The organism is Neobacillus sp. K501 (assembly GCF_053749995.1).
On sequence record NZ_JBSLYA010000001.1, the window covers coordinates 596,670 to 622,134 of the forward strand.

Annotated in this window: 24 protein-coding genes; 4 read left to right on the top strand and 20 right to left on the bottom strand. The window is 37.6% G+C overall.

All coding sequences use genetic code 11. The features are described from left to right. Window positions 1–91: 91 nt before the first annotated feature. A complete protein-coding gene (locus tag ACWM35_RS02935; protein ID WP_454815311.1) occupies window positions 92–700 on the bottom strand; it encodes a hypothetical protein in 609 nt (202 codons plus the stop codon). Continuing rightward, a complete protein-coding gene (gene phaQ / locus ACWM35_RS02940; protein WP_454815313.1) occupies window positions 681–1,118 on the bottom strand; it encodes a poly-beta-hydroxybutyrate-responsive repressor in 438 nt (145 codons plus the stop codon). Before phaQ ends, ACWM35_RS02935 begins: the two co-directional genes overlap by 20 nt. Window positions 1,119–1,267: 149 nt before the next feature. On the opposite strand from phaQ, the gene ACWM35_RS02945 reads away from it, so the two are divergent. After that, entirely contained in the window at window positions 1,268–2,050 is a 783-nt protein-coding gene (locus tag ACWM35_RS02945) for an alpha/beta fold hydrolase (protein ID WP_454815315.1), read from the top strand. Between the two features lie 54 nt (window positions 2,051–2,104). Here ACWM35_RS02945 and ACWM35_RS02950 read toward each other — a convergent pair whose 3' ends face one another. The 5 genes from ACWM35_RS02950 to ACWM35_RS02970 form a co-directional block, all read right to left on the bottom strand. After that, window positions 2,105–3,739, bottom strand: coding sequence for a long-chain-fatty-acid--CoA ligase (locus tag ACWM35_RS02950; protein WP_454815317.1), 1,635 nt, complete (start codon window positions 3,737–3,739; stop codon window positions 2,105–2,107). 348 nt (window positions 3,740–4,087) lie between these two features. Then, window positions 4,088–6,691: a bifunctional acetaldehyde-CoA/alcohol dehydrogenase gene (gene adhE, locus ACWM35_RS02955; protein WP_454815319.1), complete on the bottom strand. Its 2,604-nt coding sequence runs from the start codon at window positions 6,689–6,691 to the stop codon at window positions 4,088–4,090. 243 nt (window positions 6,692–6,934) lie between these two features. Next, window positions 6,935–9,697: a phosphoenolpyruvate carboxylase gene (gene ppc, locus ACWM35_RS02960; protein WP_454815321.1), complete on the bottom strand. Its 2,763-nt coding sequence runs from the start codon at window positions 9,695–9,697 to the stop codon at window positions 6,935–6,937. A 120-nt stretch (window positions 9,698–9,817) separates the two neighbouring features. Continuing rightward, window positions 9,818–10,288 (bottom strand): CoxG family protein, encoded by a 471-nt coding sequence (locus ACWM35_RS02965; protein ID WP_454815323.1) that lies wholly within the window; start codon window positions 10,286–10,288, stop codon window positions 9,818–9,820. 82 nt (window positions 10,289–10,370) lie between these two features. After that, window positions 10,371–10,964 (bottom strand): hypothetical protein, encoded by a 594-nt coding sequence (locus ACWM35_RS02970; protein WP_454815325.1) that lies wholly within the window; start codon window positions 10,962–10,964, stop codon window positions 10,371–10,373. A gap of 307 nt (window positions 10,965–11,271) precedes the next feature. Between ACWM35_RS02970 and ACWM35_RS02975 the strand changes: the two genes are divergently transcribed. Further along, complete coding sequence (locus ACWM35_RS02975) at window positions 11,272–11,913, top strand: hypothetical protein (RefSeq protein ID WP_454815327.1); 642 nt, start codon at window positions 11,272–11,274, stop codon at window positions 11,911–11,913. Between the two features lie 43 nt (window positions 11,914–11,956). Here ACWM35_RS02975 and pabC read toward each other — a convergent pair whose 3' ends face one another. The 7 genes from pabC to ACWM35_RS03010 form a co-directional block, all read right to left on the bottom strand. Then, on the bottom strand, window positions 11,957–12,820 hold the full coding sequence (pabC, locus tag ACWM35_RS02980; RefSeq protein ID WP_454815329.1) for an aminodeoxychorismate lyase: 864 nt from the start codon (window positions 12,818–12,820) through the stop codon (window positions 11,957–11,959). Window positions 12,821–12,826: 6 nt separating this feature from the next. After that, window positions 12,827–13,411 carry an aminodeoxychorismate/anthranilate synthase component II gene (gene pabA / locus ACWM35_RS02985; protein WP_454815331.1) on the bottom strand — a complete coding sequence of 195 codons (585 nt, stop codon included), beginning with the start codon at window positions 13,409–13,411 and terminating at the stop codon, window positions 12,827–12,829. A gap of 2 nt (window positions 13,412–13,413) precedes the next feature. Continuing rightward, window positions 13,414–14,817 (bottom strand): aminodeoxychorismate synthase, component I, encoded by a 1,404-nt coding sequence (gene pabB, locus ACWM35_RS02990; RefSeq protein WP_454815333.1) that lies wholly within the window; start codon window positions 14,815–14,817, stop codon window positions 13,414–13,416. 129 nt (window positions 14,818–14,946) lie between these two features. Continuing rightward, the gene (locus ACWM35_RS02995; protein ID WP_454815335.1) at window positions 14,947–15,141 is read right to left on the bottom strand and encodes an IDEAL domain-containing protein; all 195 of its coding nucleotides are present in this window, start codon (window positions 15,139–15,141) and stop codon (window positions 14,947–14,949) included. A 183-nt stretch (window positions 15,142–15,324) separates the two neighbouring features. After that, window positions 15,325–16,167, bottom strand: coding sequence for an ABC transporter permease subunit (locus ACWM35_RS03000; RefSeq protein WP_454815337.1), 843 nt, complete (start codon window positions 16,165–16,167; stop codon window positions 15,325–15,327). Further along, the gene (locus ACWM35_RS03005) at window positions 16,160–17,074 is read right to left on the bottom strand and encodes an ABC transporter ATP-binding protein (RefSeq protein WP_454815339.1); all 915 of its coding nucleotides are present in this window, start codon (window positions 17,072–17,074) and stop codon (window positions 16,160–16,162) included. Before ACWM35_RS03005 ends, ACWM35_RS03000 begins: the two co-directional genes overlap by 8 nt. 148 nt (window positions 17,075–17,222) lie before the next feature. After that, window positions 17,223–17,759: a hypothetical protein gene (locus tag ACWM35_RS03010; protein ID WP_454815341.1), complete on the bottom strand. Its 537-nt coding sequence runs from the start codon at window positions 17,757–17,759 to the stop codon at window positions 17,223–17,225. Between the two features lie 199 nt (window positions 17,760–17,958). On the opposite strand from ACWM35_RS03010, the gene ACWM35_RS03015 reads away from it, so the two are divergent. Further along, window positions 17,959–18,741 (top strand): alpha/beta fold hydrolase, encoded by a 783-nt coding sequence (locus tag ACWM35_RS03015; protein WP_454815343.1) that lies wholly within the window; start codon window positions 17,959–17,961, stop codon window positions 18,739–18,741. A gap of 84 nt (window positions 18,742–18,825) precedes the next feature. Here the strand turns inward: ACWM35_RS03015 and ACWM35_RS03020 are convergent, their stop codons facing one another. The 6 genes from ACWM35_RS03020 to ACWM35_RS03045 all read right to left on the bottom strand — a co-directional run bounded on the left by ACWM35_RS03020 (window position 18,826) and on the right by ACWM35_RS03045 (window position 24,119). Next, entirely contained in the window at window positions 18,826–19,887 is a 1,062-nt protein-coding gene (locus ACWM35_RS03020) for an alpha/beta fold hydrolase (RefSeq protein WP_454815345.1), read from the bottom strand. A 20-nt stretch (window positions 19,888–19,907) separates the two neighbouring features. After that, a complete protein-coding gene (locus ACWM35_RS03025; protein WP_454815347.1) occupies window positions 19,908–20,474 on the bottom strand; it encodes a polyhydroxyalkanoate biosynthesis repressor PhaR in 567 nt (188 codons plus the stop codon). Window positions 20,475–20,492: 18 nt separating this feature from the next. After that, entirely contained in the window at window positions 20,493–21,104 is a 612-nt protein-coding gene (locus ACWM35_RS03030; RefSeq protein ID WP_454815349.1) for a hypothetical protein, read from the bottom strand. 20 nt (window positions 21,105–21,124) lie between these two features. Continuing rightward, complete coding sequence (locus ACWM35_RS03035) at window positions 21,125–21,565, bottom strand: hypothetical protein (RefSeq protein ID WP_454815351.1); 441 nt, start codon at window positions 21,563–21,565, stop codon at window positions 21,125–21,127. Between the two features lie 119 nt (window positions 21,566–21,684). Next, window positions 21,685–22,464: an SDR family oxidoreductase gene (locus tag ACWM35_RS03040; protein WP_454815353.1), complete on the bottom strand. Its 780-nt coding sequence runs from the start codon at window positions 22,462–22,464 to the stop codon at window positions 21,685–21,687. Between the two features lie 20 nt (window positions 22,465–22,484). Next, on the bottom strand, window positions 22,485–24,119 hold the full coding sequence (locus ACWM35_RS03045) for a long-chain-fatty-acid--CoA ligase (protein ID WP_454815355.1): 1,635 nt from the start codon (window positions 24,117–24,119) through the stop codon (window positions 22,485–22,487). A gap of 495 nt (window positions 24,120–24,614) precedes the next feature. Here ACWM35_RS03045 and ACWM35_RS03050 point away from each other — a divergent pair, with 495 nt between their 5' ends. Beyond that, complete coding sequence (locus tag ACWM35_RS03050; protein ID WP_454815357.1) at window positions 24,615–25,418, top strand: alpha/beta fold hydrolase; 804 nt, start codon at window positions 24,615–24,617, stop codon at window positions 25,416–25,418. The last annotated feature ends 47 nt before the right edge of the window (window positions 25,419–25,465 follow it).

Below are 25,465 nucleotides of genomic sequence, written 5' to 3' on the forward strand. Positions count from 1 at the left end.
TTGACCATTTTTTTACAATTTGTTAAATAATTAACATAAAAAAGCAGACCATTGGAATTTGATCTGCTAAAAAATGCTATTAAAACTGCAACTAGGATTTAACAAGCTCTTTCATGCTATTTGTGGTTCGATTAACAATTTCATTATGAGCTTTTCTAGCCATCTTTACATATTCATTCGTTACTTGCTGCCATGCATTTCTACGTTCACGGGCATAAGCAATGTTGGCCTCTGTATTCTTTTCAAAGTTATCTTCTAATTGGTCGATGATTTGGAATACAGATTTAACCGGAGTAAAAGCTAGGTTTTCCAATTGTTTAGTCACTTCTTTTAACTGGGCTTTAAGCTCTTCCCGTTCAGTCAATATTTCCGCTTCAACTTTTGCTTCTTCTTTCAACATATCTTCCTTGCGGGCATTCAATTCTTGCACAAGTTCAGATACCACTTCTTTATTCGTCTTTTTTGCTTGATCATAGAGGTTGGCGAGTGATTTTCTATACTGCTTATTAAACTTGATGACTTCCTTTAATGCATTGATATAAGCGTCCTCACGAGTTTCCCGCAATTGTCTTGCTCGTTCAAGTGAATGCTCATACTGATTCCAAAGTGTGTCAACAAATACATTTTCAGTTTTAGGTTCTTCGACTGGAATGATATTATCTACTGTAGCTTGAACCGCTTCACTCTTCTTCTGTGCCATTGTCCTTCCTCCTTTTTTTACTAGATACTTTCTCTATCGAATCCCTCTTTTGAAAAGAAGGAATATAGAGCTCTAGGAAACTAGAATACATTTTGAAAAATTGATCCAACATCGATTGATAGGTTTCAAGCTGATGCGCATAACCATTTAAGTATGTAATACCTGCTTTTGTAATCGAGTATCTTCTTTTTGCTGGACCAGTTCCATTTGTATCCCATTCTGATGAAACAAGTTCGTCTTTCTCTAGTTGCCTCAACAGTCTGTACAGATTTCCCTGATCAATCGTTTTAAAACCAAATGCTTGCAACTTCTGACTTAATTCATAACCATGGAGAGACACCCTGCTAAGAAGCAATAAAACAAATGGCAGAACAAAATTTTTTGAAGGGTTGACAGATTGATTGTCTTGATTTACCATTTTTATATCACCTCACCTAGATGTATTTTACACCTATAAGTAATATTTTGTCAAGTTGACAAATACATGTTATTATAGATTCTAACATCACGTTTATTATATTCATAACTTGGAAATAAATTTATTAATTCCAATGAAGGTGGTGTCAAATGGTAATAGTAAAAATTAGTAGGTCAGGGGTTCCTTATTTACATTTTGGCAGTGGGGAACCATTAGTTCTCATCCATGGTTTAGGTGAAGTGAAAGAAGGCTGGCATAGTCAATATGAGCTAGCTGATCAGTATGAGTTAATCATTCCTGATTTGCGTGGGCACGGTGAATGCACCAAAACAAATGGAATATCTATTCCCACTTTCGCTGCTGATGTTATTGGTCTATTGAATGAATTAAAAATTGAAAACGCTCACATTTTAGGCTTATCGATGGGTGGAGCAGTCGCTCAAGAAGTTTATCGTCAAGCCCCCAACCTCTGCAGATCTCTCATTTTGGTTAGTACATTCCACTTTTTCCCTAAGAGACTTAGAAAATTGTTATTTAAAAGCAGAAAATCGAAGTTCGAATCCTTGCTGAAAGAAGGCAAGCAAAAAGAAACCGCAGCTCATTTAGCTCTATATTCCTGGAATAAAAAAAACATTGAAATTTTCAGCTCCTATTTCCAACCAAAGCCCGACATTTTTCTAAAATCACTTAAAGCCTGTCTTCAAGTAAATAATATTACATTACTGCCTAAAATCAGTGTTCCAACACTTATTATTGGCGGACAATATGACTCTATTTTACCAGTTTGGATTCAACTTTGTATGCATAAGCGGATACCTCATTCTCAATTTATTATTTTGAGAAATACAGGGCATTTAACAAAGCTAGAAGCAACAGACCGGTTTAATTTTCTGCTACGTAAGTTCTTAAACCGGCATAAGGCTGCTGCTTAATTTAATATTGGCGGGAAAGATGGGGGTCTTTCCCGCTAACATATTTACTTGAATCTAAATCTTAAGTTTTTTCTCTTCTTCTTGGCGCACCATTCTTCTTAAAAGTTTGCCAACGGATGATTTTGGGAGATCTTGAAGAAATTCGATCTCTTTTGGCACTTTATATGGTGCAAGGAATTCTTTGGTAAATCCAATTAATTCTTCTGGTTTAATGGATGCACCCATTTTTAATTTAACAAACGCCTTGACGGTTTCTCCTCGATAAGAGTCAGGAACCCCGATAACAATGGCTTCCTCAACAGCCTCGTGCTGATATAAAACCTCTTCAATTTCACGAGGATATACATTGTAGCCGCTCGCAATAATCATATCTTTTTTACGGTCTAAAATATAAAAATATCCATCCTCGTCCATTTTGGCAATATCACCTGTAAAGAGCCAGCCATCCTTTATGACCATTTCCGTATCACCTGGTCGCTTCCAGTAACCTTTCATGACCTGTGGCCCACGAAGTATTAGCTCCCCTGCTTCACCTACAGGAACATTTTCAAATCCATGCTCCGTCTCTTTTACTATTCTCGCCTCTGTACCAGGAAGCGGAATTCCGACACTACCTAATTTTCGCGGCAGGAATGGTGGAGTGGAAATGGCTGAAGGCGCCGTTTCGGATAGCCCATAGCCGTCTGAGAGCCTTGCTCCTACTTTTTTTTCAAATGACTTAATTTGCTCAACGGGCAGCGGGGCTCCGCCACTGCTTAAATAAAAGATTTCTCCTATGGCACTCTTTTCTAGATGTGGATGGCCGTTTAAAGCAAAAATCATCGTCGGCACAGCTGTAAGTTGAAATGGCTTTTCCCTGTTGACCAGTTCTATCAATTCATTCACATCAAAACGTGGTAGAATTAGTTGATTGCAACCGATTCTAATCGCTGAAAGGGCATTGCATGAAAGTCCATAAACATGAAACATTGGCAGCACACTGATAATTTTAAAGTTTTCCGGTTTTTCATCAACTGCATTATAGGTAAAATCACAAACCTGAATGATATTTGCGAGCAGATTGCGATGCGTAAGCATTACTCCTTTGGAAACACCTGTTGTTCCACCTGTATATTGTAATATGGCTACATCATCGTTAATATTAATAGGAACTTCAGGAATGAGGTTATCATGAGTTAAAAAATCTTCAAAGTATAGATCGCCATCGGCTAGTTCTGTCCTTTCTCCACCAAAACCTACTACAATAATCTTTTTTAAAGAGGTTATTGGCTGAACCTGTTTCACTCTCCGATATAGATTTTCAAAGACTATCATGTATTCTGCTTCGGAATCATTAAGGACGTATTCTATTTCTCTCTCTACATACATTGGATTAACCTGAACTGCGATACCACCCAATCGAAATCCAGCAAATAAGCTAAAAATATAATGAGGACAATTAGGAAGCATAATGGCTAGCCGATCACCCTTATTAAAGCCAATTCGATATAATGAGGCAGCAAGCATTTCGGAAATCATTCTTGTTTCTTTATAGCTCCACGACCTTCCAAAAAAGGTAAGAGCTGGTTTATCACCATGAATATTTGCTGCTTGCTGCAGAAGGTCAAATAATGAATGATAATCGACGGTCACTTCCTTACTGATCCTCGGGTCATAAAATTTCAACCACGGCTTTTGCATATATACCATTAACGTCTCCTCCTCTTTCTTCCCTCCCAATTTATTGAAATGATTCACTTTCGAATTCACCTTCTTAAGTTGGAAGAAGTTATAACCACTTAAATTATTGTTTTTAAATCGATTTTTGTAAACGTATCCAAATCGACAAGATTACGCATTTTTCATTCCATGACGATTTTTCTACATTCAAATCATTTAAAAAAACGAATCAGAAGGGAAGAATACAGAGGTTTTTTGTCGAAACATTCATCCTTGTTCACACAATATTCGGAATTAGCTCATATGATTTACAATCTACAAACTACTTTAATATAGGTTTTCTATTATTTACCTAGTGTTTTTGAGGCTGGTATTCATCTATTTCCCTTCATAGGCTTGGCGGTATAATTCAACCAGCTCCGTTACTAGTGGCTGTTTCGGATTGGCGATTGTATCCTGGTCATCAAAGGCATTTTCTGCCAAAATATTAATTTTACTTTCAAACTTGCTTTTGTTTATCCCCGCTTCTTCAATGCTCATTGGCAATTCTAACTCTTTGGCCAAATTAATGATCGCTTGAACTAAACTATCTACACCCTCCTCTGTTGTGCTGGCTGGAAGTCCCAGCATTCTTGAAATCTCCGCATAGCGCTGGTCGGCAATAAAGTGTTCATATTTTGGATAGGTCATGAATTTATTCGGTTTTGCTGCATTATAGCGAATAACATGCGGTAGCATAATGGCATTCGCCCGTCCATGTGGGATATTGAATTCGGCACCAAGGGCATGCGCAAGACTATGATTAATTCCCAAGAATGAATTTCCAAAGGCCATACCTGCAATTGTGGAGGCATTATGCATTTTTTCACGGGCACGTTCGTCCATTCCATCCTGGTAGGCACGTGGCAAATATTCAAATACTAATTGGATAGCTTTTAATGCTAGTCCATCAGTAAAGTCATTAGCGAGCACGGATACATAAGCCTCGATTGCATGTGTCAACACGTCCATTCCAGTGTCTGCTGTAACATGCTTTGGCACAGTCATGACAAATTGCGGATCAACAATCGCTATATCTGGTGTAAGCTGAAAATCTGCTAGTGGATATTTGATATTTGCCTGTTTATCAGAGATAACCGAAAAAGCAGTTACCTCAGATCCCGTTCCAGAGGTTGTCGGAATGGCAATAAACCTTGCTTTTCCTCGAAGGAGTGGGAACTTAACTACCCTTTTACTCGGATCAAAGAACTTCTGCCTTAACTGATGAAAGTCTGCATCAGGATGCTCATAAAACAGCCACATTGCTTTTGCTGCGTCCATTACGGAGCCTCCGCCAAGGGCAATAAGACAATCCGGTTGAAATTTTCCCATTCTTTCGGCACCGTTTTTAACTGTTTCTATACATGGTTCTGACTCAACATCATATAAAACCTCGACTTGGATGTTTCCAGGATTTTTTTTCAACTGATAAAGGACCCGGTCGACCGAACCATTTTTCACTTGGCTTGAACTTGTAATGATGAATGCTTTTGAGATTCCCGGAACTGAAGCTAGAACTCCAATGGAGTTTGGCTCAAAGAAAATTTGTGATGGAACTTTAAACCATTGAGTCATCGTTCTTCTTTTGGCAACCTTTTTAATATTAATTAAATTTTCTGCTCCCACATTTTGTGACACAGAGTTCCCTCCATATGTTCCACATCCAATTGTTAACGATGGTAATGAGGTATTATAAATATCACCAATTGCTCCATGAGTAGATGGCGTATTGGCCATGATTCTTCCTGCCTTCATTCTTAATGCAAAGGTATCGATTAAATTTTGATCACTTGTATGAATCGCTGCCGAATGTCCAAGCCCGCCATATTCAAGAGTTTCTTCAGCTTTAAGCAGACCTGCTGCGAAACTATTAACCTTGTAGCAGGCAAGGATAGGGCTTAACTTTTCACAAGAGAGAGGATACGCAGGACCGACACCGTCTATTTCAGCAATTAATATTTTGGTATTTACGGGTACGCTAATTCCAGCCATTTTTGCGATGCTAAACGCAGGTAATCCAACTATCATTGGATTAAGTCCCGCAGACTTTTCGTCAATGACAACCTTTTCGAGCATATGTCTTTCCTGACTATTAAGGAAATAACAGTTATGAGCAATCATTTCCAGTTTCACTTCGTCATAAATTTCCTGGTCGATAATCAATGCCTGTTCGGATGCACATATCATGCCGTTATCAAATGTTTTCGATAAAATGATGTCATTGACAGCACGCTTAATATTGGCTGTTTTCTCAATATAACAAGGTACATTCCCAGCCCCCACACCTAGTGCTGGTTTTCCAGAGCTATAGGCAGCTTTCACCAAATTTGGTCCTCCGGTAGCGAGGATAAGCGACACCTTCGGATGCTTCATTAACACTTGGAATGCTTCATGTGAGGGTGATTCAATCCATTGAATACTATGCTCAGGCGCTCCTGCACGGACTGCTGCCTCTTTAAGAAGCTTCGCTGTCTCCGTGCAGCATTTTTGCGCATATTTCGGAAATGCAAAAATAATTGGGTTTCTAGTTTTTATCGATATCAGCGTTTTGAAAATGACGGTGGAAGTAGGATTGGTAATGGGGATTACACCTGCAATAACCCCAACCGGCTCAGCAATTTCTACCATACCTTCATTCTCATTTACATTGATGACACCAACCGTTTTTAAATCTCTGATATTGTTGTAGATGAACTCTGTTGCAAACATATTTTTAAATATTTTATCTTCATACACACCTCTTCGTGTTTCTTCTACGGCAAGCTTTGCAAGATGTTTGTGATTATTAAGTGCTGTTAGCGCGATTTGCTTGACGATTTTATCAACCATTTCTTGAGTGAAACCACGGAATTCACGTAACGCCTTATCCGCATGTCTTCCTAGAATATCAATCATTGCTGCTACATTCTGTTTCTCCTGAACTACCTTTTCTTCAACTGCCATTTTCATACCCCTCCAAATCAAATGAACTTTTCATGATAGATTTTTAGCTCTAATTTCTTTGCATTATGTAATTCTGGCTAAAATATATCACGGTCGATATGAAGATAAATGTCGAATTTTGCAAAAAAACGAATGAATATTCATTCATTTTTCAAAAATTCACGAAATGTTCAAAAAATAGCAGGACTAAGTGTTCATGAAAAAAGCCATAAACCCGTGAAAGGGTTTATAGCTTCCAATAAATCAACCAGTATTGCGAAGGCCTGCTGAGATTCCACTAATTGTTAATAGCACCTCGGTTAATAGCTCCTCATTGGGCTCGTCCTGACCTCGTAACTGCTTTATTAACTCCACTTGCAAGAAGTTTAATGGATCAACATATGGATTACGCCGGAACACAGAGTCTTTAATATTTGGTGTATGATCAAGCAATTCATTATCGCCTGTTATTTTGAGGAGTATTTCTTTTGTTCTTTCATATTCATCGAGAATATTTGCAAAAATCCTCTCAGCTATGGAATGATCTTCCACTAATGTTAAATACTCCTTAGCAGTTGTTATGTCAGCTTTCATTAATGCCATTTGCAAATTATCAATCGTGGACTGGAAAAATGGCCATCTCTCATACATCTGCTGCAATAACTGTAAATTTTCCTTACCTTTAGAAGCAAAGCTTTCTAATCCTGTCCCTGCAGCATACCAAGCTGGAAGCAATTGCCTGCTTTGGGTCCAGGCAAATACCCATGGGATTGCCCTCAGGTCCTCAAAACGGCCGCGGTTTTTTCTGCTCATTGGTCTTGAGCCGATGTTTAGGTCTCCAAGCTCCCTTAATGGCGTTGCTTCATTAAAATAGGTTAGGAAGTCTGGATCCCCAAAAACTAGAGATTGATATTTCGTAAGAGCAGTATTAGAGATTTCCTCAATAGTCCTTTCCCATTGATCATCTCGGATTCTTCCCTTCTCAGCCTCTTTTGAAACTCGAGCAGAAGCCTGCAGAAGTGTCGAAGTTGCCTGCTCCAAGCTCCGATAAGCAATATCTTCAAGCAGGTAGCGAGACGATAGCACTTCACCTTGCTCGGTAATTTTCACTCCATCCCCGATGGTTTCTGCCGGCTGAGATAACAAGCTTTTGTTTAATGGACCGCCTCCACGCCCTAAAGATCCGCCGCGGCCATGAAAGAACTTCAGCCTAACTTGATATTTTTTGGCCATCTCATGGATTTCTAACTGAGCTTTGTACAGCTTCCAGTTTGCCGTTAATGTCCCGCCATCCTTACTTCCATCCGAGTAACCAAGCATTATTTCCTGTTGATTATTCATTTGTGTTAAGTGATTACGGTAAACCGGCATTTGGAATAAGGTTTCCATAATTTTAGGGCCTGCCGTTAAATCATCGATCGTTTCCAACAATGGAGCCACATTTAATTGGCTTTCGATTGATCCATCTGCATGAAGACGATAAATACCTGCTTCTTTTGCCAACACTAGCACCTCTAGCAAATCACTTGGAGATTTGGTCATACTGACGAGATATACTGAGATGGAACGAAGCCCGAATTCTTTATGTGCATTCTTTATCATCTGAAAAACATTAATCATCTGCTGAGTTTCAACTGAGTAATCCTCGTTAAGGAGTAACAGCGGGCGTGGATCGAGCAAAATATTCTGGAGAACTTGTATTTTTGTCTCCTCATCAAGTTCAGAGTAATTTTCAGCAATTCTAACTTTTCTTAGAATTTCTGATATGGCCGCCTCATGCTCCCCACTATGATTGCGAATATCCAGTGTCGCTAAATGAAAACCGAAAAGCTGCACCTGACGAATAAGCTTTTGGATCGTCTTTAACTCGTGAGCAGCTGGGTGATGGCTTTGCAAGCTTCTTTGCACGATAAATAAATCCTCTAATAATTCCTCAGAAGTATTGTATCCCCGTTCAGATTTTCCGACCTGCTTAACTCGTTCAATAATGATCGCAAATTTTCTGCGATAAACTTCAGTTTCTATCGGCCACTTTTTCTCTTCTGGTAAAAATAACTCTTCCTCTTGCACTAATGTTTGCAGCAGTTCTTCACTAACTCCAACTCGGGTTGTAGAATGACTATAACGTTTCATTAAATCGATTAAAACATTTTTATATTTCTTCAAGACTAGCTTCCGCTGCATATGTAAGGTCTCCCAAGTAACCTCTGGAGTTACGTTTGGATTGCCATCCCTATCGCCGCCAATCCATGAACCGAAACGCAGGAAATTCGGTACGTTCCAACTAGTATTCATATAATTCTTTGTCAGACAATCCTCGACCTCCTGATGGATTTCAGGAAGAACATCAAACAATGTTTGATCAAAATAATAGAGTCCATTACGAACCTCGTCTAACACGGTTGGCTTGTAATGGCGAAGTTCATCTGTCTGCCAAAGGATGGTAACTTCATTAAATAAACTTTCATTAAGTTTCCTTCGCTCTCTTGGAGTAAGTAAAGGGTGATCCAGTTCCTTTAAAATTTCCGCAATTCTTTGTTGTATTTCGAGAATAGAACGTTTCGTTGCCTCAGTGGGATGTGCTGTAATGACCAATTCAAGTGACATATTATCCAGAACATCGAGAATCATTTCTTCACTTATATGGTTATCTTTTAAAGACAGGATCGCACTTTCAATCGAATTTGGCTGAAAAATATTTTCATCATCTAGATGATATTGTCTTCTCCTGCGAATTCGATGGTTTTGTTCTGCAATATTAATTAAATGGAAATACATAGAAAAAGCTCGAATAACTTGTTTACGCATTGGTGTAGTTAAATTGGAAATCTCATGTTTTAATTCAGAATATATTTCTTTATTAAATTGGGTTCTTAAAGACTTACTCATTGCCCTAATTTTTTCTACTTTATCTAACAGTTCAGTTCCACCATGATTTACAAGAATTTCTCCAAGCATTTGGCCTAATAATTTTACATCACGGCGCAGTGGAAGACTGCTGTCATTTGCCTTTAACTCTGTTGCCATACTCTCACCTTCCCTTTACTAATTTAACTTAGTAAAATTTTAATTATTAATATATCACAACTTTCGGCTTCATGTTTAACAAATTGTTTAAATTTTTAATAAAAAAAACAAACCAGTTGATCACCTGGTTTGCTGATTCGTACTTGCTGCTTTATATTCTTCTAATTTTGAGGAAATTATTTCTTCCATTTCCTCTGAGGACATGGGTTTAGCTGATTTAAATAGCGAATTGGCTAATGTACCCATAGCACCACTGGCATTGATTTCAAGAAATGCAGTCACGCACGTCTTATTTTTGTTCATCGCCTTTGCTTCAAAATAACCTTCCCCCAGGTACTTTTCATTCTTTCGCTTTAATTCAAAGCTGACCCGATGGGGCTCATTCCATTCTTTAATTTCAATTTGGAGAAAAACTTTTTTTTTCACAATGCCAAGATCACTTTTAAATTCCCATGTGATGATCTGATTACTTATTTTCTCGTGGGAAATATACCCCGGTACCATTGGTGCCCAATTATCAGCATCCCTTATGAAGCTCCAAATGTATTCTATGGGTATTGCTAATTCAAGTTGCTGTAACTCACTTGGCATGAAACTCCCTCTTTCGTTATCAAAGTAAAAGACCTTCATGTTGATGAAGGTCTTTTTAAAAGATATATGTTTTTTCACTTGGTTATATAACCTCTACTCGATCTGAATTAAAATCATGATAATAACTGGAACTTGAAATTTCTCTCCTACTTGCTTCACCAAAGTAATCAGCTAATTTCCCTTCATAGACCAATTCTAATGAAGAGGCTTCTTTAATATCATCTGGTGTTACAAGCGACAGTGGTTTTTCCTTATTAATTTCAATTCCTGATTCATTAAGAAGAGCTGCTACAAAGTGAGAACAAAAAAAGGCATTTTTTCGGTCATACTCCATATTGAACATGACTGCAAATAAACCTAATAGATTGTAGCGATAATCACCTTTATTCTCTTCAATTTCTTTAATTTTTTGGCGAATCGTTTCATATTGTCTTTCCGTAAGAGTACAGCAGTAAATCGCACAATCTGCATTTCTAAATATACCACCCCGGATATTTTCCCGTACAAATCCAGCTATGAAAGGATTTCGAGGCCTCTTCCTTCCAAAACTATATACATCCCATAATTGATCATCTAAAGCAATAGATGCGTGATTATGAGGCTTTTTTGTATATAATTTAATCATTTTTGTTAAGACCGTTCCAGTATCAGTCAGAAGTACGTAAACCTTCCTCATTATATACTCCCCCTACGTTTTCTCTAAAAGAAGGGATTGTTTTTACCCCTATTCACATTTTAATAATTCCCCTTTTTCTTCTTTCTATCATCATACTATTTTCCTAATTTAGGTAAACACCCCTAGGAATTATTTTTAACTAAGACCTGAGACTTATTGAACAGGAAATGATGGTTTTCACTTATTCATTATAATTTACTAAATTAAATTCATCATAGATACACATTTTTCCTGTTTTTTTATTAAAATTTCCCATTTTTAAGATTTTCCGCATAAAATAGTACATTCAGAAGAAAGAGGTGGTGACATGGGATTATTTATCAACAGAAAAGATCACCCGGATGTTTTTAAGAATAACGAGAAAATAAATGCACCCAATCAGGACTATATGAAACATGATTATATTTCAGAATATATAGACGAGCAACAAAGGGCAAATGTTTCACTAATCCATTCATTTAATGAGATGAAGCACCGTTTTTACGAACAGGAAGATATACAATCCAACCAATGGAGCGAATTAAACAGTCAGCTAAACGATCTTAAGTTGAATACTCAAAGTCAAAAAGAATTTGAAGAACAGATGATTCGTTGGCTCAAAGTACTTGATGAAAAAAACAGTCAGCTTCAAACAGCGAATCTCGAACTTTCTTTACAAATAAGTGCACAAATGGAACTCCAAAAGCAGCTATCCGAGAAATTTTCGAATCAAGAAGAGTTTCAAGTTGGTGTATTAAATCGCCTAGATCAACAAGAGGCATTAACTGAGAAAATATCACGACAGTTAAATCATATACGTTCCATACTTTTTGAAAGAACGAATTATCTCGCTCAAAAAATGGAAGATGGATATAAACTTACTTCCTCCTATGTATATAATTTAATGACTGGCTCCGATCAGCCATTAACATTCTATAAGCTTAATAAAAAAGAGGAGAAAAAGACATGATACCAGGTGCCTCTACAATTGGCACCTGGTATATTTTTCAAAGCTACCTAATAATCTCATTTCTAGTCCAAAGAGTTGAACTGAATTCTCGATAGGATTGAAAAAGGGTCTGAACAAAGACTCCATTTTTCCCGGGTTTAGGATTCCCCCAAACATCAAAAAGAGGGACGATTTCTTGGATAGAATTCGTAACAAAAACTTCATCCGCCTGCTCTACTTGTTCTGGTAGAAAAAATCCTTCATGTATGTCTAGTTTCATTTCTTTCGCTAATTTAAGAATAAACTGGCGAGTAATACCATTTAATATTCCATTCGAAATCGACGGCGTGTACAAGCTATTACCTTTTTTCCAAAAAATATTCGAAACAATTCCTTCAGCAACATATCCATCAGGTGATAAGAAAATTCCTTCTTGATCCATTGCGTCACCCATCTCTTTTTTTGCAAGAATATTATTCATGAAATGGTGGGACTTAAGTCTTTCCTTACCTTCAGGACTATTTCTTTTCAAATTTAGTAATACCGCCCTCTTTTCGACTAATTCACCGGAGGATGGTAATGGTTTAGGAAAAATAATCACATTAGGCTGACAATATGGTTCAGTCTGCAATCCAACCTCCCCGATTCCCGCAGATACATTGAAGCGAATATACGCATTGGATAATTGATTCATTTCCAGTAATTGCTGGAGGATGAGGTTTGTGACTTCCCGGTTAAAGTTTACTTCGATTTCAAGTTCTCTTAAGCCTAAATTTAGCCGTTCTAAATGATCATCTAATAAAAAGGGGTGCCCTCCATAGATCCGAAAGGTCTCAAATAGACCGATACCGTATAAAAAACCATGATCAAAGGGAGAAATAACCGCTTCCTCTTTCTTAACAAATTGGCCATTTATATAAATATACATGTATGGCTAACCTTTCAATGTCTTTGCATAATAATGAATGAAATTTCTCAACAAATCTTTTCCGCAGGAAGTCATGATCGATTCGGGGTGAAATTGAACCCCCTCCATTGGGAGTTCCTTATGACGGATGGCCATAATTTCTCCCTCGCTCGTCCAAGCCGTTACCTCAAAGCAATCAGGTAATGTCTCCTTCTTGACAATCAGTGAGTGATATCTTGTTGCTGGAAACGGGTTGGGCAGACCCAGAAAGATGGTTTTCCCATCATGAAACATCTCCGAAGTTTTCCCATGCATAAGCCGTTCAGCACGGACTATCTCAGCTTCATAGGCTTGTGCGATCGTTTGATGCCCCAGACAGACTCCAAAAATCGGAATCTCACCTGAGAACGCCTTGATTGCATCAAGGCTGATTCCCGCTTCATTTGGGCTGCACGGCCCTGGAGATACCATTAAGAAATCCGGCTTCATTTCCCTTATTTCAGAAATTGTCGTTTGGTCATTCCGTTTTACAACTAATTCTTCACCTAACTCTCCTAAATATTGTACTAAGTTAAAGGTAAAAGAATCATAATTATCGATCATGAAAATCATTGCTATTCACCCTCTATCCCTTCCGCCATCTCTTTGGCTTTCCATAAAGCGGTTGCTTTTTTTAATGATTCCTTATATTCATGCATGGGATGGGAGTCAATCACAATCCCTGCCCCAGCTTGTACATGTGCTTTACCATCTTTCACAAGCATTGTACGAATAACAATGTTCATTTCTAAGTCACCACTAAAATCAATCCACCCCATGGAGCCGGTATATATCCCTCTTTGCACAGGTTCAAGCTCCTCGATAATTTCCATTGTCCTTACCTTTGGTGCTCCAGTAATCGTTCCGCCGGGAAATACAGCATCAATGATATCAAAGCTTGTTTTATATTCTTCTAAAACTCCTCGTACATTCGAAACAATATGCATCACATGGGAATATCTTTCGATGACCATGAATTCATTCACTTCAACCGAGCCATACGTACAAACCCTGCCAAGATCATTCCGTTCTAAGTCAACAAGCATCACATGTTCAGCGCGTTCCTTTTCATTCTCAATCAGCTCATTAGCAAGCTTTATATCCTCTTCCTCGTCCCTTCCTCTCGAACGGGTACCTGCAATTGGCCTGGTGCTTACTTCGGTTCCTTTCTTTTTGACAAGAAGCTCGGGTGAGCCGCTGACAATCTGAAACTCTGGTGTATGAAAATATCCCATATAGGGAGATGGATTTAAGACACGTAATTGTTCATAAACCTCAATGGCCTCAACATGGATGGGTTTTGATTGACGGACCGATAAATTTACTTGGAACACGTCACCTTGAGAAATATACTGCTGAATTCTGTTTACTGCATCCTTAAATTGCGCTTCGTTCATGGAGACTTCTAGTTGCGTGGTATCCATTCTAGCAGCTGCTTGTGAAGATGGAATTTCGGTCTCATCAAGCCAGAGTTCTTCCCAGTATTCCATTTTATCATCTACACCTTGTCCATTCTCTGATAGAAATAACAGCCAAAGTACTTCTTCTTGATGGTCGAATATGAACCATTCTTTTACAATAAAAAAATAGATTTCTGGCAATTGTAAATCGTCTTCCGCTAAGTCAGGCAGCCTTTCAATATAGCGAGCATAGTCATAACTGATAAAACCTAATGCACCACCTAAGAAGTCTGGAAGGCCTTCGATTTTCTCAACCTGAAATTGACTCATCCATTCTTTCAATAAATGTAATGGATTCCCTTGAAGATACTCAGTTTCATTCCTCTTTTGTATTTCTACCTGGCCATTCTTTCCTGTAATAATGGTCTCAGGGTCAAATGCCGCAATACTAAATCGCCCACCTCGCCCGCTTTCCAGTACCATGTGATGGCTGAAGTCTTTAGCGATAGCTCGATACCTTGTAAAAAAATTTGAAAAAGAAAAAGGGATTTTTTTGCTGTACACATGAAGCTGATTCAACTATTTCACTCCCATACCAAATTGCTTTATTTTATCCTATATGAATTTTACTAAAATTTAAAAAACAAAAGAAGCCCTATATGAAATAGGACTTCCCACTTTTGAAAAATATCTAATCGTTTAATAACATTAAGAAATCTTCTTCAATTCCTCAGTCAACTGGATAAAGGCTTCCTTATTTCTTTCTAATAAAGAACGGTCGATTTCCTTACGGATCGCATCTCTTCGAAAATCAAGCAGGACGTTGTTTAAAAACATTTCAGCAATCACAGAATCGTTGTTCTCATCTGTTGGTTGTGGTGAATTCAATAATCTCTTTTCCATGGAAATCAACTCCTTAAGCTTTTTTTAATTATACAGTTAGTTTTCTAAAAATTCAAATAGTTTATTTCGCATTTTTCAAATTATTTTTATCTGGTGCTGTCACCACAAAAATACATTTGTCTGTCTCCAGTGGACATTCAATACACAAAAAGTTGCCATGCGATTGCATGGCAGCTTTTTGTGTTAGTGGATTTGGCTTGTGAATAGTGCGTTTCTCTGGTTGTATTTTGTGATGATTTTCAGTAGGATGCCATTTGCGATGAGCAGGCCTGTTCCAAATAAGAAGAGGATGAGCGGGCTTAAGAAGAAAAGTCCGCTTGCTTGGCTGATGACGATGCCGATGATTGGCAGTACTAAGATTCCGCCAAATTGTTGGGCTTCTTGAAATGATTTGACCTTTGCTGAGATAAAGACACTTAAAATGATAGTAAACAGTACTAATGCTGGGATCACCCAGAACATTAAAATCAACCAGGTAGAGTTGATGAATAATACCTCACCAAAATAAGGATAAGTAATCATATTTACTAAAATAAGATTAATGATATAAGCAGTAAAAGTGATGGCCAGAGTCGGGATAAGTGATGCTAGCACTTTCCCTAAGAATAAGTCTTTAATCGAGATTGGTGCAAATAACAAGGTTTCTAGGGTGTTTCTTTCCTTTTCTCCGACAAAACTATTTGAAGCCGTCACCGTGGAATTAATAATCGCAACCAATAAAAAAAATGGGATTAACATAAATGTTAAGAAAAAATAGACAAATTTAAAATTTAGTGTTGGCAAGCCCGCGAGTGTATTTCTCATTTCTTCATTAGGAAAGCTTTGTATAAAAGAATTTATTGTTTTTTCAATATCCTTGCTGGATTCTCCCACCATATCAAAATGGAGCCCAGCATACGCCATACCGGCTGGAATAATAATACATAATATCACGGCAACAATAATCATCGGCACCCAGACTTTTTTTGATGAAAACGTCGCTTTTAAATCTTTATTTGCAATGGTAAGGACGGTACTTTTATTCAATCCCATCAGCCCCCCTAATTTTAAAATAAAGTGCCTCAAGGCTCCTATTGGTAATTTCACTGTTATGGACCCACGATTCATTAATGATTTTTGCTAATAACGGGGTTATCTCTCCTTTAGAGCGTAAGGTAAACTCCAATTGATTAATCCCTTTCCTGATAAATGGATAACCGTTGTATAGTTGACCTTCAGCAAGTTCTAATCCTGTTTCAACTAATAATTTTACTTCGGTTAAATACTTATCCTCTAATTCTTTCCTTGACCCTTTTTCGATGATCCTGCCCTTATTCAAAAATAAATAAGAATCACATATGGTTTCAAGTTGGTGGAGAACATGGGAACAAATCAAGATAGTTACCCCGTCCTCTTGATTCACTTTACGTAAATAGTGAATCACTTCATTGATTCCCTCCGGGTCCAAACCATTGGTTGGCTCATCAAGAAATAGTAAACTAGGTCTATGTATTAACGCCTTTGCTAAGGAAATCCTTTTTTTCATCCCTGTTGAAAAACTGCCCACTAATTGATCTTTATGACCAAGCATATCGAACTGCTCAAGTAAATATGTAATTCTCTTTGGATCATAGGCATTATAGATTTTTGCAAAAAATACAAGATTGTCCCAAGCGGTCATATCGTGATAAAGACTAGCGCTTTCCGTAACGATTCCAGCTTTTTTTCTGATTTCATCCCCCTGGATACCTGGGTTAAAATCCAGTACCTTCATTTCTCCACTTGTCGCTTCAATTACACCATTTAGTAACCGAATGATCGTTGTTTTCCCAGCACCATTTGGACCGAGAAGCCCGTTAATACTACCTTTTTTTATCTTGAATGTAACATCATTCAAGATCTCACGGTCATTAAACTGTTTGCTTACTTTATCAACCTCAATGATATTCGTCAAAATAATCCCCCCTTAAAACACTCATCATTCTTAATACGATTTACCCATGAACTTCGTTCAATTCTTTTTAATTATTTTCTTTGATATCCCGTATAGGAAAAGGAAAGAGACAATCAGAATCGATTGTCTCTTTCCTTTTGCCTTAAAATTATTTTGAATTGACAAGGACCTTTAGGCTGTCTTCAAAGCGTCCTACTAATTTTTTGTGATTATTTCTTGCTGCTTTTACATACTCGTTCGTAACATTTTGCCAGCCAGAACGGCGTACTTTCGCATAGTTTACTAGGTTCTCACTATTTTCCACAAGATTATTATCCAGGCGGTCTAATAAATTAAAAGTTAATTTAAATGGAGTTAACACTAGATCTTCGATGCGGGCAGAAACTTCTTGAACTTGACCTGCAACCTCAGGCCCTTTTTCACCTCGATTTATAATCGTACTTGATACTCCTTTAACAATGTCACCATTTGTTTTTTTAGATTGTTGATAAAAATTGGCCACTGAGCTGCGATATTGTTTATTTAGACTTGTCACTTCTTTGACAGCTTTTAAATAGGCTTCATCCCTGCTCTCAGTCAGTTTTCTAGACCAATCTAACGATTGCTCGTACTGATTCCATAGTGTGTCTACAAATGCGTTAACTTTACTTTCCTCTTCCGTCATCTCAACTGCTTTTTTTGTCATTTTGGAACCTCCTAGTATCTCCATTAATGTCTTAATTGAACTTATGTAGATTCATGCTCGTCTATATATGTAATTTACACCTACATGTAATAATTTGTCAACCTCATTTATATAATAAGTTAATCAGAATATTATAAATGTTTAACACTTACTTATATTGGAAACAAAGTTTATAAAAAATCACTAGGAGGAATGCGTTTTGAGTGAAGGATTCAAAAGCCGCTCTGGAATGCCTTATTTACGCCTTGGTGTTGGTGAACCCTTAGTTTTTATTCATGGACTTGGAGAGGTAAAGGAAGGTTGGTCCAATCAGTTTGAATTCGCAGATCAGTATGAGTTAATTATCCCAGATTTACGAGGCCATGGTGAATTTCATCATTCCCCTGGAGAGATATCTATTCAAAACTTTGCTTTTGATGTAATTAGTCTTTTAAAGGATCTTAATATTGAAAGCGCCCACATTTGTGGATTGTCGATGGGGGGAATGGTTGCCCAAGAAATCTACCGTCAAGCGCCGCAAATATGCCGTTCATTAATGCTAGTAAGCACCTTTCACTATGCACCTAAACGTCTTGGTGAGCTTTTTATTAAATACCGTAAGGCGCGGTCCGAGTCACTGCCAATAGATGTTCAAAAAGACATTGCTGCCCGTGTTTGCCTTTACTCATGGAGCGAAGAAAACTTTGAGGAATTTAGTAAATTTTACAAACCAAATCGTGAGTACTATGTTAAAGCAATGAAAGCATGCCTTAGAGTGAATAATGTATGCCTGCTCCCAACCATTAAAGTCCCTACATTAATTATCGGTGGACAATATGACTCTGTGACACCAGTCTGGATTCAATTATTGATGCACAAAGCGATTCGTCACTCTGAATTTGTGATTTTTAAGAATACAGGGCATATAGCAAAGCTTGAAGCTAAGGAAGCATTCAACAAAGTGCTGCGAAATTTTTTAAATAAACATAAGATGGCAAGTTAGAGGGGAAGGAAACATTCCTTCCTCTCCCCCCTTGCCCATACATAGTATATATGTTCCTGTGAATCGTTTTATTACAAAATAATATTACAGCGGATTGGACCTGCTAGAAGCCCATCCGTTTACTATATCTGCAAACATGCCTGACAAAGCTAAACCAACATGTCCTGCCTCTACACAGATATAGGTTTTATCTTCACTTGATACCAAATCCATAATCGGCTTGCTTTGGTCTTCTAAAATTAAATTATCTCTAGAGCCTGATACAACAAAAAGGTTAGCCTTAATGTTTTTTAGGTCAGCCTTTTTATTTCCAATCATCAATTCCCCTTTAACGAGCTTGTTCTCTTTAAAAAGATCGTTGGATAATTGTCTATAGGCTTCACCAGCAAACGGAACCTGATCCCGTGTCCATTTATTCATACGACGCCACTTATCGACATAACGGTGATCATGCGCTCGACTTAAGAGCATCGTGTAATTGGTAAAATAAATTGGCGCTCCAATTGCACGGAACATCCCCTCTACTATTTGAGGAGGTACCACTCCATAAGCATCAATAAAGCGATCAATATTCACATCACCATTTCTCATTCCTTCTGCCCATTTATCTGGTCCCATAAACGGTCCAAAATCAATTGGAACTGTAGCAACAACTAAATTCTTGATAGGCTCGTCAGCAATCGAGGCATAAATAGAAGCAATTGTACCACCTAAACAGTATCCAATCACGGTTATTTCCTCTGCACCAGAATGGCGAATCGCACGCTTTACAGCGGTACGTAAATATTTTTCAATATAGGTATCCAGTCCAATTTTTTTGTCTTCATAGCCAGGTGCTCCCCAGTCTAATAAATACACGTCGTAGCCCATGTTTGTTAATCTTTCAATGACACTAGCCTTTGGAGCAATATCTAAAATGTATGGTTTATTAAACAGAGAATAGACAAAAAATAATGGGATCTCATACTTTTTCTCCTTGGCAGGGTAATGCCAAAGTACCGATTTATTCTTTCTCCATATTTCTTTCCTTGGAGTATGTCCAATCTTTGGTTCCGGTTCACTTAACAGCTTAAACATATGTGCCCAGCGGTTCATTTCTTTCTCATAATCCGGAATAATATTTTTTAATGGTGATTCTACTGACACTGTTTTCCCTCCTCTCGTTCTTATTTAGAAGTACCTGCACCTGCTAATACTGGTTCTCCTGTCTTTTCTTTTTCTAACAGAACTTTTAAGTTCTCAAATTCATCTTTAAAACTATTTAATTTATACAATTCCTGTTTCAGCTCTTGAATTTCAAGGGATAAATGCTTTGTTTCAGACTGTTCTTTTTTGGTTTTCACTAATTCTGTTTTTAGTTGTTTTGTAAGTTTAATAATTTCTTTAGAAACCTCTACTACAGTTTCGATCTCTTTACTCTGAGATTTCACTGCATCCTGCAGCTCCCAAATTTGCTCCTCAAGAGCTTCAATTTTATCTTCCGCTTGGATCGTTAAGGCAGCTACGTTTTCAACGTCACTTTTCGTTGGTAAATTGAATAAATTCGCAACTGTTTCCTGATTCTTTTTAAATCTTTCAACATTACGCGCATGTAATTCAGATCCTAATCCGGACATTTTGACAAATTCATTATTATTGGTCCAAAGATAAATAAAATCATTGATTTGTTTTTCCCATAATTGGCTGTACTTATGAAAAGCTTCATATGGATCGTATGTTTTATTACTTGTCATGGTCTTCTCCCTCTTCTTTTAGGATTTAGTTGTTGTTTCCGTTACATTCTTCATATATTGTTGAAATGGGAATAGCGCATTTTTAACTTGCTTTGCAAACAGATTTACAAATATTTTCTGATTTTCATATAAAACATTACTTGTTTTCTTCACACTTTCAATATACTTCTCTCTTCCTCTTTTTCTAAAAGAAATATATTGTTCTACCATATCCAAATATTTATCCAGTGCTTGTCCACCAGTTAATGAACGAATAGGAGTTGTTAATAGTGAATAAGTTCTTTTTTGAATATCATCGACAACATGATTAATTTCTTCATAGGATTTAATAGGGATGAAATGTTGAATCGTTGTTGTAGTCATTAATAATTCTTCACGTGCACCTTTTTCCCACTCACGAAGCTCTTTATTAAATTGCTCAGTAACAGCTTTAAGATTTTCTTGATTGCGTTTAACTGCATCAACATAAGTTTTCGTAGCGGTCAAAAAGACTTCATCGCGGTAGTTTAATCTTTCAGACCATGCATCTAATTCTGCAAAGGCTGCCTTCCACATTAATTCATAGCTTGATAACTGTTCTTCTGGGCTAACCTCGATTTCTTGATTTTCTACCTCTTTATTATTTACCATTGTCCTTCTCCTCCTCTTGGCTATTTATTAAATAATTGTTTTAAATCCGCTAAGTCATTTTCAAGTGATTCAATTTTTCTGGCCTGAAGACCTCGAACTTCCTTCCCTACCTCATGGAGCAATGCTTCTAATGATTCCTTAAGCACTTCAATTTGACCGATATTCTTATTTTGTTGTTTGTTCATCAGATAAACGGTATCTTCCAGCTCATCTAACTTTTCCTCGTAATCTACTAATCTCACTGAAATATCAGCAAACTCATCCTTGGTAGGAACATCCACTCGCTTCAACCAATTTGCAATTAATCTTCTAGAAAACAAAACTTTGTCAACGTGATTGTCTACTGATTTACCAAAGGCTTTAGTAAAGGCTGGACAATTGGTATTTTGATGGATTCTTTTATTGAGTTCTTCTTCTAATTGCTTATAAAAAGCATTCGAATTATGGTGCATGGATTCCATAAGATACCTCTTATCTAACCGGTTGGTATGTTGATTTTAGAATAATGAATTTTGAGTATTAAGTCAATTCAAAATATCATTTCAACATCAACTTATTTCTGGTAAAATATAACTTTTACCTATTGAATAGAGGCACTAGTACCGCCATCCACCGTTAGCACATGTCCGAAAACATAGTCCGAGGCATTGGATGCTAAGAAAAGTGCAGGGCCTTTCATATCATCATCCGAGCCAAAGCGTCCAGCAGGTGTCCGTTCGAGAATTTTTTCACCAGAATAATCCAAAACCATTTTAGCCATCTTAGTTGGGAAAAATCCAGGAGCAATGGCATTCACATGGACATTATATGGTGCTAGCTTCACCGCTAAATCCTTTGTAAAGGCAATGACAGCCCCTTTACTTGAGGAGTATCCGATTGCATCCATTACTTTTGGGTCCTGTCCGCCCATTCCCGCGATTGAAGCAATATTAATGATCTTGCCAGATCGCTGTTCAACCATGATTTTTCCGACTGCCTGAGAAAATAAAAATACGGCTTTTAAATTTATATCCATTACTTTATCCCATTTGTCTTCGGGCATTTCTAGAGCAGGTGCCCCCCAGCTAATGCCACTGTTATTGACTAAAATGTCAATTCGGCCAAACTCCTTCAGCGTTTCATCCACGACATATTGAATTTCTTCAGGATTGGATACATCACATTTTAAAGCAAGAGAACGCACGCCTTTTTCATTTAAACTTCTACTAATTTCCTCACATGCTCCAAGGTTTCGTGAACAAACAACAACGTTCGCTCCTGCTTCTGCATAAGCTTCTGCAATTTGTTGCCCTAAGCCACGGCCACCGCCTGTTACAATAGCGATTTTTCCTTTTAAGCTGAATAATTCTTGAATATTCATTGTTTAACTCCTCCTATCAATTAAGCATTTACTTTCGCTTTCTCTTGATCTCTTAATACTCTTCTTAGTAGTTTTCCAACCGTAGATTTTGGCAGCTCAGGAAGGATTTCTACATCTTTTGGTGCCTTGTATGGTGCAAGATTTTCTCTACCAAACTGCTTGATTTCCTCAGCAGTAATGGAATATCCATCTTTCACTTTTACATACGCCTTTACGGTTTCCCCACGATATGGATCAGGTACACCAATTACAAGTGCCTCTTCTACCGCTTCTAGCATATAAAGCACTTCTTCAATTTCACTTGGATAAACATTGTAACCGCTCGCAATAATCATATCCTTTTTCCGGTCAACAATATAAAAATACCCATCTTCATCCATTTTCGCGATATCTCCTGTAAACAGCCATCCATCCTTCAAGACCGAATCAGTATCCTCTGGACGATTCCAATAGCCCTTCATTACTTGAGGTCCTTTGACGATTAATTCACCTGCTTCGCCAACTGGTGCATCTACATAACCATCATCGGTTTCATGAACAATTCTTACAATCGTGCTTTGAACTGGAATTCCGATACTGCCAAATTTTCTTGGAAGGAACGGTGGGCTAAAAATGACAGTTGGTGCTGCCTCTGAAAGTCCGTACCCATCAAGCAGCTTTGTTCCTGTTCTTTTTTCAAATACTTTCGCCGCTTCTACAGGTAGTGGAGCTCCACCGCAACTTACATAGTAAAAGCTATCAAACCCACTCTCTTCTAATCCTGGTTGGCTGTTTAAGGCAAAAAACATGGTTGGCACACCGGACATTTGGAATGGCTTTTCTCTTTTTACAATTTCCATTACTTCTTTAGGATCAAATTTTGGCAATACTATTTGATTGGCACCTTCTCTAATTCCGCAAAGAGTCACACTAGAAAGGCCATAAACATGGAACATCGGCAAAACGGTTATCATCTTTAAATTATCCGGTTTATGATCACAGGTTTTATACGCAAAATCACAAACTTGATTGAAATTTGCCAATAGATTATTGTGGGTAAGCATAACACCCTTTGAGAGACCAGTAGTCCCACCAGTATATTGAAGCAATGCTACATCATTCACTAGATCTATTTCTACTTCAGGGATGTTTACATCACTAGCTAGAAAATCATCAAAATATTGATCACCTTCGGCTAATTCAGGTCTAGCTCCTCCAAAGCTAACGACAATGACCTTTTTTACCGATGTGTTTGGCTGTACTTTTTTTATTCTTGGATATAGTGCATCGAGAACAACTATGTACTCAGAGCCTGAATCATTCAAAACATGTTCAATTTCTCTTTCGACATACATTGGATTCACTTGAACAGCAATTCCGCCTAGGCGAAAAATCCCGAACAAAGTGAAGACGTAATGAGGGGAATTAGGAAGCATAATGGACAAGCGATCGCCTTTTTTAAATCCATCATTATGTAAGGCTGCTGCAAACTGATCTGTCACAAATTTCGTGTCATTGTAGCTGATTGTCTTGCCAAAAAAAGTAAAAGCAGTTTTATCACTATATCGGGTTACTGCACTTTGCAAGAAATCATAAAGTGAATGGTGCTCGATTCGAACATCCTCTTCAATTCTTGAATCATAAAATTTCAACCACGGCTTTCTCTCGTAAACCATAAACACGATGCCTCCTCAGTTTTTTAAATAAAATTATTCATATTCCCTTTTACGAGTGTCCAAACTTATTCCTTACTCCCGTAAAAAAAATATCAATATAATTCTGATTATTGTAATAAAATGTTGTTTTGTAAACCTCCCTTTGTCGACAAAATTCTGCAAATTCCAATTCGGTTCATAACAGCTGTCCCAACCTATTAACTTTGACTCTTGAATCATCCATTTTCATATGCAGTACATATTTATTTCGATAAAAAATATCATCGAAAGTTGTCGAAATATTTATTGAAAGTTCACAATATTCACCGCGAGCTTTGCAGGAAAAATCATTATGATTATACATTTATTACCATTACTAGAGATGCAACTTTAAGAAATTAATATTTTCCTATAACTCAGCACTCTATTAGAGGAAAGGCTTATCATCTAATTGTTCTTTCGAAAGGAAAATTAACATACAATGAATAAATATATAGTAGAAAAGGAGATGTTAGCATGCCCATCACGAATGCTAATGGAATTGACTTATATTATGAAGTCCATGGTGAAGGTGAACCACTGCTATTAATTATGGGATTGTCCCTCAATTCGAAATCTTGGTTTAGAACCATCCCTGCACTAAGTGAGCAGTATAAAGTAATCGTTTTTGATAATCGCGGAGTAGGTAGAAGCGGAAAACCGAACACCCCTTATTCCATCGAACTTATGGCAGAGGATGCTAGAACTGTATTGGATGCCGCAGAAATTGAATCAGCCCATGTTTATGGTATTTCTATGGGCGGAATGATAGCCCAAAGATTAACCCTCAAGTATCCAGAACGAGTCAAATCCTTGATCTTAGGCTGTACAACGTCTGGCGGTGAAAAACATGTACAACCAAGTCTCGAAGTTTCCATGCACATGGCTTCAAGAGGTTCCTCTACAGCAACGCCTGAAGAAGTTGCCTGGGCAACAGCACCGATCATATACAGTCAAGAATTTCTTGAGAATCATAGAAACCTAGTCGCCGAAGACATTGAAAAGAGAATTGAAATGCCTATTCTCCCATATGCCTATATTCTTCAGCTCCAGGCCTGCCTTGCCCATGACACCTACGATGAAATTCATCAAATAAAAGTGCCGACACTTGTCATCCATGGAGACGCAGACCGGCTGGTACCGTATGAAAATGGTACGACTCTTGCTGAAAAAATTCCAAATGCAGAATTCCTTACAGTAAAAGGTGCAGGACATATCTATCCGACTGAAGCCTGTGATCTAGTAAATTCAAAAGTGTTGGATTTCTTGAATAATCAATAAATAAGAAAGATGCCTGATCAGATAATCAGGCATCTTTCTTATTTATC